Here is a 14748-nt window from a genome sequence, read left to right as displayed (position 1 = left end):
GGGGTATGGACACCACACCGCGCCCCGTCAGCCCGCCGAAGGCACGTCCTGGCGACCGCGTCGCCGTCGTCTCCCCCTCGTGGGCGGGTCCCGCGCACTTCCCCGCCGTGCACGAGCAGGCGATGGAGCGCCTGCGCGCCCTGACGGGCCTCGAGCCCGTCGAGTACCCGACGACGCGCGCAGACGCCTCGCCCGAGGGACGCGCCGCCGACCTCAACGCCGCGTTCGCCGACCCGGGCATCCGGGCCGTGCTGGCCACGATCGGCGGCGACGACCAGATCACGGTGATCCCGCACCTCGATGCCGACCTCGTACGGGCCGACCCGAAGCCGTTCCTCGGCTACAGCGACAACACGAACCTGCTGAGCTGGCTGTGGTCGAACGGCGTCGCCGGCTTCTACGGCGGCGCGACCCAGGTCCACCTCGGCCCGGGCCCGGCGGTCGACCCCGTCCATGCGGCGTCCTTGCGCGCGGCGCTGCTGACGGGTGGGTCGCTCGAGCTGACCGAACCCGGCGAGTCCGAGGACACCGGCCTGCCGTGGGACGACCCCGCCGCGCTGACCTCGTACGGCGTGCGCGAGCCGACCGAGCCGTGGACGTGGCACGGTCCCGCCCGTTCGGCCACTGGCCGTACGTGGGGAGGCTGCCTGGAGATCCTGCAGTGGATCCTGACGGCCGACCGCTTCCCGTTCCCCGCGGCGGCGCTCGACGGCGGGGTCCTGCTCGTCGAGACCTCCGAAGAGCTGCCCTCGACCCAGGAGGTCGGACGCATCCTGCGCTCGATGGGCGAGCGCGGTCTCCTCGCCGCGGTCGACGCCGTGCTCGTGGGCCGTCCCCCGACGTCGGACCTGCAGCACCGACCATCGGCAGACGAGCGCCGGCGACTGCGAGAGGCACAGCGGGACGTGGCCGTCGGCACGATCGCGGCGTACAACCCCGAGGCAGTCGTGGTCGTCGGTGTCCCGTTCGGGCACACCCGCCCGCAGTGGATCGTCCCGTACGGCGGCGAGGTCACCGTCGACGGCGCACAGCAGCGCGTCGTCGCCTCGTACGACTAGGACGGCTCAGCCGAGCGACTGCGGGTCGACGGAGATCCGGTACGGGCGGAGCTTGTGGACCGAGCGCGCGGCCTGCGCGACCTGGAGCGCCCGAGCGAGCGCCGCGCCCTTTGCGCGGGGAACGGCGACGATGAGGCGGCCCCACGGCTGCGCCTCGTCCTCCGACGCCGGCCGCAGCTCGACCGGCCCGAGCACCTGGGCGGGCTGCGGCCACGGCCCTTCGGCGAGCGTGCGCAGGGCGTCGAGCTCGCCCTCGACGGTCGCGAGTCGTACGGCCGGCGGCAGGCGGGCCTCGAGTCTCGCGGCGAGCTCGCGGGCGGCATGACCGGCGGGATCAGCACGCACCAGCGCCTGGAGCACCGCGATGCCCGGGTCACCCACCGCGACGACCTGCCCACCGGCGCTCCGGCCGCGGACGAGGGCCGCCGCGTTGAGCCAGCGCCGGAGCGACTCCTCGTCTGTCCGCAGGTCGGGCCGAGACAGTGCGACCCACGTGTCGAGCAGCACCGCAGCCGCGTAGCCCCCCTCGGCGTGCGGCTCGGCCCCCGGCGTGGCGACGACGAGGGAGGGTGTCTCGGGCACGGTCCGCAGAACCGAGCCCGACGCCGACGTACGGACGAGGGTGCCGGGGAACGCACGCCCGAGCTCCTCGGCGGTCCGCCGCTCCCCCATCACCGGGGCGCGGAGCCGGTGGCTCCCGCACGACGGGCAGGTCCACTCCTCGACGGCGCGCCCGCACCACCGGCACTGCGGGTCGGCGCCGGAGCGGTCCTGCGCGAGCGGGCCGGAGCAGTGCGTGCACCGGGCCGGTGTACGGCAGTCCTGGCAGGCGAGCGCCGCGCGGTAGCCGGTGCGCGGGACTTGGACGAGCACCGGCCCCGTGGCCAACGCGGCCCGCACCGCCCGGAACGCCGATGCTGGCAGCCGTGACCCCGCAGAGGCGCCCGTGCCCTCGTCGACCGAGAGGCGTGCCCAGCTGTCACGCCGGTCGGCCATCGTGGCCGTGACGGCGGTGCACCACCCCGAGGTCACGAGCTGCTCGGCCTCCGCCGTACGCGCGTAGCCACCGACGAGCACGCCGCAGCCGGTGTCCCACGCGCGCATGAGCAGCACCTCGCGCGCGTGCGGGTACGGCGCGCGGGGCTCGGCGAAGAGGTCGTCGCCGTCGTCCCAGATCGCCACCAGCCCGAGGTCGTGCACGGGCGCGAATGCCGCCGCGCGCGTGCCGATCACCGCGCGGACGTGCCCGCGGGCCAGCGCCAGGAACGCCGCGTAGCGCGCCGACGGCCCGAGGTCGGCGGTGAGGACGACGTGACGACCGGCTCCGAGCACCTCGGTGAAGGCCGCGTCGGCGCGCTCGACGTCAGCGACGTCCGGCAGGCACACGACGACCCCGCGACCCGACCGCAGAGTCGCGTCGGCCGCCTGAGCGAGAGCCCGCTCGGGAGAGCCACCCGGGACCGCGTTCCAGACCGCGCGCGGAGACCCGCCACGGGAGAGCGCCGCGACGAGCTCGCGGCCACCGTCGTACGGCGCCCACGCCTCATCGGCCGGCGCGCCCAGCGGGTCGGCGACGGGGGCGGCGGAGGACCGTTTCTCGGTACGGGCGTGCCGCGGGGGCACCGCGAGGCGAGCGACGTCAGCGAAGACCCCTGCATAGCGGTCGGCGACGGCACGGCACAGCCTTGCGACGTCGGGGCGCAGCACCACCTCTGACGACATCACCCGCGAGAGCCTCGCGAGCTTGCCCTGGTGCTCGGTCGTCGCGACGCGCTCGAGCACGAACCCCGTGACCGCCACGCCGGCGAACCGCACGGAGACCCGGCAGCCGGGGACGACCTCCGCGTCCATCGCCGCGGGCACCAGGTAGTCGAAGGGCCGGTCGAGGTGGGCCAGGCTCACGTCGGCCGCGACCCGCGCAACCGGGAGCTCGTCGGCCGCGCCGGCGAACCTGCCTGCAGACGCAGCAGGCGCTGGTCGGGGAGGCTCCCCCACCAGCGCCGGCTGTGCGTCATGTCGTTCGTCGGTCACCAAGCAGTTCTACCAAGCCCGGCCGACGACGCGCCCGCCGTCGTCCCCAGGGCGGTCGTGCGCAGGCTGTGGCTCCTCAGGTCAGGCGCCAACTGCCGCACGCAACGCGTCGGCACGGTCGGTGGCTTCCCAGGTGAACTCGGGGAGCTCACGACCGAAGTGCCCGTACGCCGCGGTCTTGGCGTAGATCGGACGCTTGAGGTCGAGGTCGCGGACGATGGCGGCCGGACGGAGATCGAACACCTCGAGGACGGCCGCCCGGATCTGCTCGACCGGAACGGTCTCGGTGCCGAAGGTGTCGAGGTAGAAGCCGACCGGGTGTGCCTTGCCGATGGCGTACGCGACCTGCACCTCGACCTTGCGGGCGAGACCGGCCGCGACGATGTTCTTGGCGACCCAACGCATCGCGTACGCGGCGGAGCGGTCGACCTTGCTCGGATCCTTGCCGGAGAACGCACCGCCGCCGTGCCGGGCGTAACCGCCGTAGGTGTCGACGATGATCTTGCGTCCGGTGAGCCCGGCGTCGCCCATCGGGCCACCGATCTCGAACCGGCCGGTCGGGTTGACCAGCAGACGGTAGTCGGAGTGGTCGATCGAGAAGCCGTCGAGCACCGCGTCGACGACGTGCTTCTTGACGTCGGGCGCAAGCATGGCCTCGAGGTCGATGTCGGCCGCGTGCTGCGTCGAGACGACGACGGTATCGACACGCACGGGGACGTTGTCGTCGTCGTACTCGATGGTGACCTGGGTCTTGCCGTCAGGACGGAGGTAGGGCACCGTGCCGTCCTTGCGCACAGCGGTCAGGCGCTCGGCGAGCCGGTGGGCGATCGTGATCGGCAGCGGCATCAGCTCGGGCGTCTCGTCGCTCGCGAAGCCGAACATCAGGCCCTGGTCGCCGGCACCCTGGTTGTCGAGCGGGTCGGCCGAGCCCTCGGCACGCTCCTCGTACGCCTGGTCGACGCCCTGCGCGATGTCGGGAGACTGCTGGCCGATCGTCACCTGGACGCCGCAGGACGCGCCGTCGAAGCCCTTGGTCGAAGAGTCGTAGCCGATCTCGAGGATGCGGTCACGGGCGATCCGGGCGATGTCGGCATAGGCCTGGGTGGTCACCTCGCCACCGACGAGAACGAGACCGGTGGTCACGAAGGTCTCGCAGGCGACACGCGACTGAGGGTCCTGTGCGAGCAGGGCGTCGAGCACGCTGTCGCTGATCTGGTCGGCGATCTTGTCCGGGTGACCTTCGGTCACGGACTCGGAGGTGAACAGGCGGCTCACAGGGTGTCCTTTCAGCAGCCGGTGGGGGCAGTCGATCCAGCCTATACCGCACCAGAAGCGCGGATCAGCCGTTGTCCAGTCGATGGGCGATCGTGTCACAGATGGCGTGCGCGACCGCGATCTTGGGCCCGTACGGGATCTCGGTGGCGCTGCCGTCGCTCCCGAGGATCACGACCTCGTTGTCGGCGCGCTCGAAGGCCTTGCCCCCACTGACGTCGTTGACCACGAGAAAGTCGGTGCCCTTGCGGGCCAGCTTGGCTCGGGCGTGGTCGAGGACCGACGCGTCGGAGTCACCGGTCTCGGCCGCGAACCCCACGATCAGCGGGGTGGCGGCGTCGCCGCGGCGCTCCACGAGGTCCCGAAGGATGTCCGGGTTCTGGACGAGCGTGAGGTCAGGGACCGTGCCCGCGTCGTTCTTCTTGATCTTCGTCCGAGCAAAACTCTCGGGCCGGAAGTCCGCCGGAGCAGCAGCCATCACGACGACGTCGGCCGCAGCCGAGCGCTCCAGCATCGCGTCGTGCAGCTCCGCGGTCGTCTCGACGCGGACCACGTCGATCCCGGTGGGAACGGGGATCGAGACGTTGGCGGCGATGAGGGTGACCTTTGCCCCTCGGCTGGCGGCGGCCTGCGCGAGCGCGACCCCTTGCCGGCCGGACGAGCGGTTGCCGAGGAAGCGGACGGGGTCCAGGTATTCACGGGTGCCGCCCGCACTCACCAGGAGGCGGACGTCAATGAGGTCGCTGCCGCCGTGAGCGCCCCGCGCGAGCACCGCCAGGGCGGCGTCGACGATGTCGGCGGGGTCAGGGAGTCGACCCTTGCCCGTGTCCTTGCCGGTCAGACGACCGACGGCGGGCTCGAGCACGACCACGCCTCGCGCGCGCAACGTGGCGACGTTGGCCTGCGTGGCGGGGTGCTCCCACATCTCGGTGTGCATGGCCGGTGCCATGACCACGGGGCAGCGCGCGGTGAGCAACGTGTTGGTCAGGAGGTCGTCGGCCAGACCGTGGGCGGCCTTCGCAAGGAGGTTGGCGGTCGCCGGAGCGACCACCACCAGGTCGGCCGACTGGCCGATCGCCACGTGCGGAACCTCGGGGACGGACTCGAAGACGTCCGTGCTCACCGGGCGGCCCGAGAGGGCCTCCCACGTCGGCGCTCCCACGAACTTGAGCGCCGCCGCGGTCGGCACGACCGTAACGCTGTGGCCGGACTCGCTGAAACGGCGGAGGACCTCTGCCGCCTTGTAGGCCGCGATCCCCCCGCCGACTCCCAGCACGATAGTGCTCATCTGACCGCGCTCACTGTGGTCCGTGCCCCCGGTGACGGGGACTCACTCCTGCTCGGCGTCGGGCTCCACGGCCTCGGTCTTCAGCAGGCCTTCGTTGATCTCGCGCAGGGAGATCGAGAGCGGCTTCTCCTGGACGTGGGTGTCGAGGAGCGGGCCGACGTACTCCAGGAGACCCTCGCCCAGCTGGGAGTAGTAGGCGTTGATCTGGCGGGCGCGCTTGGCGCTGACGAGCACCAGCTCGTACTTGGAGTCGACCTTGGTCAGCAGGTCGTCGATCGGGGGGAAGGTGATGCCTTCGGGGGCAGCCTGGGTGCCGGACACGTGGTGGCCTCACAGAGAAGTCGTGGATGATGCCCGAACGGAGTCGGGCGGATTCTCGATCAATGCTACCAACTCGGCACAGGCCTGGCCGACGTCGGCGTTCACGATCGTCACGTCGAACTCGTCCTCCGCCGCGAGCTCGACGCGAGCGGTGGCCAGGCGGCGCTCACGCTCGGCCTCGTCCTCCGTGCCGCGGCCGACCAGACGGCTGACGAGCTCGTCCCACGACGGCGGCTTGAGGAACACGAAGAGCGCCTCGGGCATCGCCTCACGCACCTGACGCGCGCCCTGGAGGTCGATCTCGAGCAGGGCGGGCGAACCGGCGGCGAGCCGCTCCTCGACCGGCCAGCGCGGCGTGCCGTACCTGTTGCTGCCGTGGACGACAGCCCACTCGAGCATCTGGCCTTCGTCGACGAGCCGGTCGAACTCCTCCGGCGACACGAAGTGGTAGTGGACGCCGTCGATCTCGCCCGGGCGCGGCGCCCGGGTGGTCGCCGAGACGGAGATCCAGATCTCGGGGTGCTCCTCGCGCACGCACGCGGCGACGGTGCCCTTGCCGACGGCCGTGGGGCCGGCGAGGACGACCAGCCGCCGGCGGTTGCCGGCGGCCCTGGTCGTCGTCGCGTCAGCCACGGTTGGCGAACTCGTGCTCCAGCGCCGCGATCTGCTTGACGCCCAGGCCGCGCACGCGGCGGGACTCAGCGATCCCGATGCGCTCCATCAGCTGGCGGGCACGGACCTTGCCGAGTCCCGGCATCGACTGAAGGAGGTCGTAGACCTTCATCTTGCCGACGACCTCATTGGTCTGGCCCTCCTCCAGGACATCGGCAAGGGAGGCACCTGAGTGCTTGAGACGGTTCTTGATCTCGGCGCGCTCTCGGCGCGCGGCCGCCGCCTTCTCCAGCGCCGCCTGGCGCTGCTCAGGGGTGAGCGGAGGAAGAGCCAACGTGGGTCACCTCGTAGGGGTTGGTTCGATGGAGTGAACTTAGCGAGGGCATCCGCGCAGCGGCAACAGGAAGCCGCCCACGCTGCACGGGCCGCGGGCCAGCCTAAGGGGCGCGGTCCGCGTCCGACCGCGCGGCCCTGCCCTGGGAACGCGGACGGCCCCACCCGCATGCAGGTGGGGCCGACTCGACGCGGATCTGGGTCAGGAAAGGTTGTCGAGATCGAGGTCACAGTCGGCCTTGACCTGCTTGTCGATGGCCTCGCCGGCCTTCTGGAGGGCGTCCTGGTCGAGGTCTGCGACGTCGCCCTTCTGAGCCGACTCGTAGGCTTCGACGAGGGTTGCCCAGTTCTCCTTGACGGAGTCCGGCGCCGCGTCGCGCACCTTCTTGAGGTTGCTCATGACCTCGTCGAGATCCTCGGCGGAGGCGGTGTCGCCCAGCTTCTTGCCGGCGGTCTCGACCTCGTCACAATAGGTGTCGGTGTCGCTGCCACCACCACCACCGCCGCATCCGGTCAGGGCGGCCAGGGCGAGCGTGGCGCTCGCGAAGGCGAACGTGAGTCGGCGCATGAGGTGCTCCTTGTCGTCGGGCCGCAGACGGCGACCCTAGGTGTCGTGGGTCCGCGCGACGGACCGGCGCGGCGACCGGGACCGGGACGTCACCGCAGGGCGTGTGTCACCCTAGCGTCCGCCTGGCTCAGGATCGACCGGTTGGCCCGTCAGCGAAGCTGGTCGGCGGTGGCCGCAGCGGCCGCACGCAACGAGGCCACGTCGGGGCCCGCGGCCAGGACGCCCCGCGAGCTCGCCGGGACGATGTGGTCCCAGACGTGCCCGAAGAGCCGCCGCAGGTCCTCCACGGTCCCGCCCTGCGCGCCGAAGCCGGGCACCAGGAGCGGCCCGTTGATGGCGACGTCCTCGGTGAGGTCTCCGACCGTCGCGCCGACGACCGCACCGTACGAACCCTGCGGGTCCGCAGCGCCGTTGCGCGTGCGCAGGTGGTCGAGCATCACCCCGGCCACCGAACGCTCCCCCACGCGGGCGTGCTGCACCTCGGGGCCCTCCGGGTTGGAGGTGAGGGAGAGCACAAACACGCCGCCGCCGTTGCGCTCGGCGCTCTCGAGGAACGGATCGAGCGACCCGAAGCCGAGGTACGGGCTGACCGTGACGGCGTCGGCCTGCATCGGCGACGCCGCGTCGAGGTAGGCGTCCGCGTAGGCCTGGGCGGTCGACCCGATGTCGCCGCGCTTGACGTCCAGCAGCACGAGCAGCCCGGCGTCGCGCGCCTCACGGATCGTCCGCTCCAGGACGGCGACCCCGGCGGCGCCGTGCCGCTCGAAGAACGCCGACTGCGGCTTCACGACCGCGACCTGCCCGGCCATCGCCTCGACAGTGGTCGCGGCGAAGCGCTCGAGCCCCGACACATCGTCAGGCAGGCCCCACGAGGCCAGCAGGGACGCGTGCGGGTCAATCCCGACGCACAGCGGCCCGTACCGCGCCACAGCGGCACTCAGCCGCGCTCCGAATGCCTCAGGCATGCGCTGCCCCTCTCACCTCGTCGAGCGTGCTGATCCCCCGCTGCGCCAGCTCGTCGCGCAGCTCGCCGACGATCCGCATCGGCGCGGTGGGGTCGTGGAAGATGATGGTGCCGACCTGCACAGCGTCGGCTCCCGCGAGGACGAACTCGAGCGCGTCGAACCCCGTACGGATGCCGCCGACGCCGATGATCGGGAGGTCGGGCAGGGCCTTGCGGATCTGCCAGACCGCGCGTATGGCGACGGGGCGGACGGCAGGCCCGCTGAGGCCTCCGGTCACGCCGCCGAGCCGCGGCTTGAGCGTGTCGGGGTCCATCGCGATCCCCAGCAGCGTGTTGATCACCGTGACGCCGTCAGCGCCCGCATCGGCGACCGCGCCCGCGATCGAGGCGATGTCGGTGACGTCGGGCGTCAGCTTGGCGAAGACGGGGATGTCACGCGGGATGTGCGGGCGGACCTCCTCCATCACCCGGTACGAGGACTCGGGGTCGCACGCGAAGACCATGCCGCGGTTCTCGACGTTCGGGCAGGAGATGTTGACCTCGATCGCGGCAACGCCGGGCGCCTGGCCCACGCGGCGGGCGAGCTCGACGTAGTCGGCCGGCTTCTCCCCCGCGATCGACACGACCGCCCTCGCGCCACGCTGCACGAGCCACGGCAGGTCGCGTGCGAGGAAGGCGTCGATGCCCGGGCCCTGCAGCCCGATCGAGTTGAGCATGCCCGAGGGTGTCTCGGCCATCCGCGGCGTCGGGCGACCCGAGCGCGGGTTGAGCATGATCGACTTCGTGACGATGGCGCCGAGTGCGGCGACGTCGAAGAACTGGTCGAGCTCACGGCCGGCCGCCGCGCACCCGGAGGCAGTCATCACCGGGTTGGGCAGGGCGAGTCCGCACAGGTCCACCGACAGGTCGACGTCGGCGGGCGCGATCGCATCACCTCGTACGGCGGTCATCGCGGGCCTCCCAGTGTCCCGGCCGGGATCGTCCCGACCGCGTCCCAGCGCACCCGGTCCCCACGGAAGACGGGGCCCTCCACGCAGCTTCGTACCATGCGGACGATGCCGTCCTCACCCTCCACGGGCAGGACGCAGGTCATGCAGACGCCGATGCCGCACGCCATCGACTCCTCCACGGCGCACTGGCTCCAGGCACCGTTCTCCTCGGCGACGTCGGAGACCGCGCGCAGCATCCCCATCGGCCCGCAGGCATAGACGACGGCGGCATCGGTGTCGTCGACCAGGTCCGCGAGCACGTCGGTGACGCGCCCACGGGTGCCGGTCGACCCGTCCTCGGTCGTCACGTGGACGCTGGTCGCGACCTTGTGGGCCTCGAGCACGCCGAACAGGCGCGGCGTCGTGGCCGCGCCGAGGACGAGGTGCGCGGCGCACCCGCGCTCGCGCAGGGCGTGGGCGAGGGTGAACATCGGCGCCGAGCCGTAGCCGCCTCCGACGAGCACGCACGAGACGGGCTCCTTCGGCAACGCGAACGGGCGACCGACCGGGCCGACGACGTCGATCGGGTCGCCCGACTCGAGGTCGGCCATCCATCGGGTGCCCTTGCCGTGCGCGGCGAAGACGATCTCGACCGTCTCTCCGTGCCGACCCGTGGCCGACGTGCGGTAGATCGAGAACGCACGCCGCAGCAGCATCCCGCTGTCGGCTCCTCCGACCGCCAGCGCGACGAAGTGCCCGGGGCGCGCGCTCGACGCGATGCCCTCGGCGGCGATGACGAGGTGGTGGTAGTCACCGACCGGCATCCGGGAGACGACCGTCCCCCGGACCTGGGTGGCGCTCACTGCGCGCTCCCCTCCGTCTGCACGGCCCGTGCCCACGACTGCAGCGACCGGACCCCGACGCCGCCCTCGCGGGCAGCCTCGATGCCCTGCACCGCAGCGGCCAGGCCCTGGACGGTGGTGATGCACGGGACGCCCGCGCTGATCGCCGCCGTACGGATCTCGTAGCCGTCGACACGCGGGCTGCCGCCGGACGTCGAGCCGTGCGGCGTGTTGACGACCAGGCCGATCTGGCCGGAGGAGATCAGCTCGTTGAGCCGCGAGCCGCCAGCGTCCGGCACCTCGCTGAGCTTGCGGACGATGGTGGCCTCGACGCCGTTGCGGCGCAGGACCTCGGCGGTGCCCGCGGTCGCGACGATCTCGAAGCCGAGGTCGGCGAGGCGCTTGATCGGGAAGATCATGTGACGCTTGTCGCGGTTGGCGACCGACACGAAGACCTTGCCGGAAGTGGGCAGGCCCTCCTGGGCCCCCGCCTGCGCCTTGGCGAACGCGGTGCCGAACAGCGCGTCGATGCCCATGACCTCGCCGGTCGAGCGCATCTCGGGACCGAGCAGCGTGTCGACGGTCTTGCCCTCGAGAGTCCGGAACCGGTTGAACGGCATCACGGCCTCCTTGACCGCGATCGGCGCGTGGGGACCGAGGTCGCCACCGTCGCCGGTCGCCCGCAGGACCCCCGCGGCGCGCAGCTCGGCGATCGACTCGCCGAGCATGAGGCGCGCGGCGGCCTTCGCGAGCGGCACGCCGGTGGCCTTGGAGACGAACGGGACCGTACGCGACGCGCGGGGATTGGCCTCGAGCACGTAGAGCACGTCCGAGCTCAGCGCGAACTGGATGTTGATCAGCCCGCGCACCCCGACGCCCTCGGCGATCGCGCGCGTGGACGTACGGATCTTGGCGAGGTCCTCGGCGCCCAGCGTGATCGGAGGGAGCGCGCACGAGGAGTCGCCGGAGTGGATGCCGGCCTCCTCGATGTGCTCCATCACGCCACCGAGATAGAGGTCCGTGCCGTCGAACAGCGCGTCGACGTCGATCTCGACCGCGTCGTCGAGGAAGCGGTCGACGAGCACCGGGTGCTCCGGCGAGATCTCGGTCGCGCGCTCGATGTAGTCGGCGAGCGACGCCTCGTCGTACACGATCTCCATGCCGCGTCCGCCGAGCACGTACGAGGGACGCACGAGCACCGGGTAGCCGATCTCGTCGGCCACCGCCTTGGCACCTGGGAACGAGATCGCGGTGCCGTGCTTGGGCGCGGGCAGGCCGGCGTCGGCGAGCACCTGACCGAAGGCGCCACGGTGCTCGGCGAGGTCGATCGCCGCCGGCGACGTGCCGACGATCGGGACGCCCTCGCGCTCCAGCGCCGCCGCGAGCCCGAGCGGGGTCTGGCCGCCGAGCTGGACGATGACGCCGACGACCGGTCCGGCCTGGCGCTCGGCGTGGATCACCTCGAGCACGTCCTCGAGCGTCAGCGGCTCGAAGTAGAGGCGGTCGGACGTGTCGTAGTCGGTCGAGACCGTCTCGGGGTTGCAGTTGACCATCACGGTCTCGTACCCGGCCTCGGACAGTGCGAGCGAGGCGTGGACGCACGAGTAGTCGAACTCGATGCCCTGACCGATGCGGTTCGGGCCGGAGCCGAGGATCAGCACGGCGGGCTTGTCACGCGGCTCGACCTCTGTCTCCTCGTCGTACGAGGAGTAGTGGTACGGCGTGCGGGCGGCGAACTCGGCGGCACAGGTGTCGACCGTCTTGTAGACCGGGCGGATCCCGAGCGCGTGCCGGACGCCGCGGACGACGTCGGCGCTCATCCCGCGGATCTTGCCGAGCTGCTCGTCGGAGAACCCGTGGCGCTTGGCCTTGCGGAGCAGGCCGGGCGTGAGCTCGTCGGCAGCGGTGACCTCGGCGGCGATCTCGTTGATCAGCGCGAGCTGGTCAAGGAACCACGGGTCGATCTTGGTCGCCTCGAAGAGCTCGTCGAGCGTGGCGCCGGCGCGCATCGCGTCCATGACCTTCTTGAGGCGTCCGTCGTGCGGTACGGCGATCTCAGCGAGGAGCGCGTCCTTGTCGAGGTCGACCCACTCGCGATGCCAGTCGAAGGCGGCGTTCGGGCGCTCCAGCGAGCGCAGCGCCTTCTGGAGGGCCTCGGTGAAGTTGCGCCCGATCGCCATCGCCTCGCCGACCGACTTCATGTGGGTGGTGAGGCGCTCGTCGGCGGAGGGGAACTTCTCGAACGCGAACCGCGGCACCTTGACGACGACGTAGTCGAGCGTCGGCTCGAAGCTCGCCGGCGTGCTGTGTCCGTCTTCTCGAGAGGTGATGTCGTTCGGGATCTCGTCGAGCGTGTAGCCGATCGCGAGCTTGGCGGCGATCTTGGCGATCGGGAAGCCGGTCGCCTTCGACGCGAGCGCGCTCGAGCGGGACACGCGCGGGTTCATCTCGATGACGACGATGCGGCCGTCCTCGGGGTTCACCGCGAATTGGATGTTGCAGCCGCCGGTGTCGACGCCGACCTCGCGGATGACGCCGATCGCGATGTCGCGCAGCCGCTGGTACTCGCGGTCGGTGAGCGTCATCGCGGGCGCCACAGTGATCGAGTCGCCGGTGTGGACGCCCATGGGGTCGAGGTTCTCGATGGAGCACACGATGACGACGTTGTCGGACCTGTCGCGCATCACCTCGAGCTCGTACTCCTTCCAGCCGAGGATCGACTCCTCCAGGAGCACCTCGGTGGTCGGGCTGGCGGCGAGACCGGCACCGGCGATGCGGTGCAGCTCGGCCTCGTCGCGGGCGATGCCCGAGCCGACGCCGCCCATCGTGTACGAGGGGCGTACGACGACGGGGTAGCCGAGCGACTCGACGGCCGCGAGGCAGTCGCTCATCGTGTGGCAGATCAGCGACTGTGCCACCTCGGCGCCCCACACCTCGGGCAGACCCTCGACGATCGCCTTGAAGGACTCGCGGTTCTCGCCCTTCTCGATCGCCTCGACCGATGCGCCGATGAGCTCGACGCCGTACTTCTCGAGGACACCGGCGGCGTCGAGCGCCATCGCGGTGTTGAGGGCGGTCTGGCCGCCGAGCGTCGCCAGCAGCGCGTCTGGGCGCTCCTTGGCGATCACGCGCTCGACGAACTCCGGCGTGATCGGCTCGACGTACGTGGCGTCGGCGAACTCCGGGTCGGTCATGATCGTCGCCGGGTTGGAGTTGACCAGGACGACGCGCAGGCCCTCGGCGCGCAACACGCGGCACGCCTGGGTGCCGGAGTAGTCGAACTCGCAGGCCTGGCCGATGACGATCGGGCCGGACCCGATCACCAGGACGGAGGAGATGTCGTCGCGGCGGGGCATCAGCGCACCGTCCCTTCTGCGTCGGAGGAGGTTCGTCGGGTCTGCATGAGCTCGGCGAACCGGTCGAAGAGGTACTCGGCGTCGTGCGGGCCGGCCGCGGCCTCCGGGTGGTACTGGACGCTGAACGCCAGCAGGTCGCCGTCGGCGTCGTGGACCTCGAGGCCTTCGACGACGTCGTCGTTCAGGCAGACGTGGCTGACACTCGCGCGCCCGTACGGGGTCTCGTGCGGCGCGTCGAGGTCACCGGGCCAGGCGACGGCGAACCCGTGGTTGTGCGCCGTGATCTCGACCTTGCTGGTCGTCCGGTCCATCACGGGCTGGTTGATGCCACGGTGGCCGTACTTCAGCTTGTATGTCTCCAGGCCGAGTGCGCGGCCCAGCATCTGGTTGCCGAAGCAGATCCCGAAGAACGGCGTGCCGTCGTCCAGCACCTCCTGCAGCAGCGCCACGGCGTCGGTGGTCGCGGCGGGGTCGCCGGGCCCGTTGGAGAAGAACACGCCGTCAGCGCCCGTCGCGCGGACCTGGTCGAGGGTCGTGTCGGCGGGCAGCACGTGGACCTCGATGCCGCGCTCGGCCATCCGGTGCGGCGTCATCGCCTTGATGCCGAGGTCGACGGCGGCGACGGTCAGTCGCTTCTCGCCGATCGCCGGCACGACGTACGGCTCCGCCGTCGTCACCTCGCCGGCGAGGTCGGCGCCGGCCATCGAGGGCGCCGCCTTCACGGTGGCGAGCAGCGCGTCGACGTCGTGCGAGAGCGAGCTGATCCCGACGCGCATGGCGCCGCGGTCGCGCAGGTGGCGGGTGAGCGCACGGGTGTCGATGCCGCTGATGCCGACGACGCCCTGCTCGACGAGGTCCTCCTCGAGCGTGCGGGTGGCGCGCCAGCTGCTGGCGACGCGGGCGGGGTCGCGGACGACGTACCCAGCGACCCAGATGCGGCCCGACTCCGGGTCCTCCGAGTTGACGCCGGTGTTGCCGACGTGCGGGGCGGTCATGACGACGACCTGGCGCCGGTACGAGGGGTCGGTGAGCGTCTCCTGGTAGCCGGTCATGCCGGTGGAGAAGACGGCCTCGCCGACGGTCTCACCGAGCGCGCCGTACGACTCACCGTGGAAGGTGCGTCCGTCCTCGAGCACGAGGATCGCAGGCACCCTCCTCCCACCGCTGGTTGAGC

13 protein-coding genes are annotated in these 14748 nt (G+C 71.6%); 1 reads left to right on the top strand and 12 read right to left on the bottom strand.

Annotated elements, in window-relative coordinates; all coding sequences use genetic code 11:
- Window positions 1-5 precede the first annotated feature (5 nt).
- Window positions 6-1058, top strand: coding sequence for a S66 peptidase family protein (locus tag H4N58_RS09155; RefSeq protein WP_167009046.1), 1053 nt, complete (start codon window positions 6-8; stop codon window positions 1056-1058).
- Window positions 1059-1064: 6 nt separating this feature from the next.
- Here the strand turns inward: H4N58_RS09155 and H4N58_RS09150 are convergent, their stop codons facing one another.
- The 12 genes from H4N58_RS09150 to carA all read right to left on the bottom strand — a co-directional run bounded on the left by H4N58_RS09150 (window position 1065) and on the right by carA (window position 14725).
- Window positions 1065-3089: a primosomal protein N' gene (locus tag H4N58_RS09150; protein WP_243843141.1), complete on the bottom strand. Its 2025-nt coding sequence runs from the start codon at window positions 3087-3089 to the stop codon at window positions 1065-1067.
- 81 nt (window positions 3090-3170) lie between these two features.
- Entirely contained in the window at window positions 3171-4364 is a 1194-nt protein-coding gene (gene metK / locus H4N58_RS09145; RefSeq protein WP_167251784.1) for a methionine adenosyltransferase, read from the bottom strand.
- A 64-nt stretch (window positions 4365-4428) separates the two neighbouring features.
- Entirely contained in the window at window positions 4429-5649 is a 1221-nt protein-coding gene (coaBC, locus tag H4N58_RS09140; RefSeq protein ID WP_167251785.1) for a bifunctional phosphopantothenoylcysteine decarboxylase/phosphopantothenate--cysteine ligase CoaBC, read from the bottom strand.
- A gap of 42 nt (window positions 5650-5691) precedes the next feature.
- Window positions 5692-5970 (bottom strand): DNA-directed RNA polymerase subunit omega, encoded by a 279-nt coding sequence (rpoZ, locus tag H4N58_RS09135; protein WP_167009038.1) that lies wholly within the window; start codon window positions 5968-5970, stop codon window positions 5692-5694.
- Between the two features lie 9 nt (window positions 5971-5979).
- The gene (gmk, locus tag H4N58_RS09130) at window positions 5980-6603 is read right to left on the bottom strand and encodes a guanylate kinase (protein ID WP_167009035.1); all 624 of its coding nucleotides are present in this window, start codon (window positions 6601-6603) and stop codon (window positions 5980-5982) included.
- On the bottom strand, window positions 6596-6916 hold the full coding sequence (gene mihF / locus H4N58_RS09125; protein WP_167009032.1) for an integration host factor, actinobacterial type: 321 nt from the start codon (window positions 6914-6916) through the stop codon (window positions 6596-6598). The genes gmk and mihF overlap by 8 nt, the downstream gene beginning before the upstream one ends.
- 201 nt (window positions 6917-7117) lie before the next feature.
- The gene (locus tag H4N58_RS09120) at window positions 7118-7483 is read right to left on the bottom strand and encodes a hypothetical protein (RefSeq protein ID WP_167009029.1); all 366 of its coding nucleotides are present in this window, start codon (window positions 7481-7483) and stop codon (window positions 7118-7120) included.
- Between the two features lie 149 nt (window positions 7484-7632).
- Window positions 7633-8448 (bottom strand): orotidine-5'-phosphate decarboxylase, encoded by an 816-nt coding sequence (pyrF, locus tag H4N58_RS09115; RefSeq protein ID WP_167009026.1) that lies wholly within the window; start codon window positions 8446-8448, stop codon window positions 7633-7635.
- The gene (locus H4N58_RS09110) at window positions 8441-9397 is read right to left on the bottom strand and encodes a dihydroorotate dehydrogenase (protein ID WP_167251786.1); all 957 of its coding nucleotides are present in this window, start codon (window positions 9395-9397) and stop codon (window positions 8441-8443) included. Before H4N58_RS09110 ends, pyrF begins: the two co-directional genes overlap by 8 nt.
- Window positions 9394-10239: a dihydroorotate dehydrogenase electron transfer subunit gene (locus tag H4N58_RS09105; RefSeq protein ID WP_208322528.1), complete on the bottom strand. Its 846-nt coding sequence runs from the start codon at window positions 10237-10239 to the stop codon at window positions 9394-9396. Before H4N58_RS09105 ends, H4N58_RS09110 begins: the two co-directional genes overlap by 4 nt.
- Entirely contained in the window at window positions 10236-13574 is a 3339-nt protein-coding gene (carB, locus tag H4N58_RS09100; protein WP_167251787.1) for a carbamoyl-phosphate synthase large subunit, read from the bottom strand. The genes H4N58_RS09105 and carB overlap by 4 nt, the downstream gene beginning before the upstream one ends.
- Window positions 13574-14725, bottom strand: a complete 1152-nt coding sequence (gene carA / locus H4N58_RS09095; RefSeq protein ID WP_243845163.1) for a glutamine-hydrolyzing carbamoyl-phosphate synthase small subunit — start codon at window positions 14723-14725, stop codon at window positions 13574-13576. The genes carB and carA overlap by 1 nt, the downstream gene beginning before the upstream one ends.
- Window positions 14726-14748: the final 23 nt, after the last annotated feature.

The organism is Mumia sp. ZJ1417 (genome assembly GCF_014127285.1).
Lineage (GTDB): Bacteria > Actinomycetota > Actinomycetes > Propionibacteriales > Nocardioidaceae > Mumia.
Note: the sequence above shows the minus strand (reverse complement) of the source record. Positions and strands in the feature narration are given on the sequence as shown.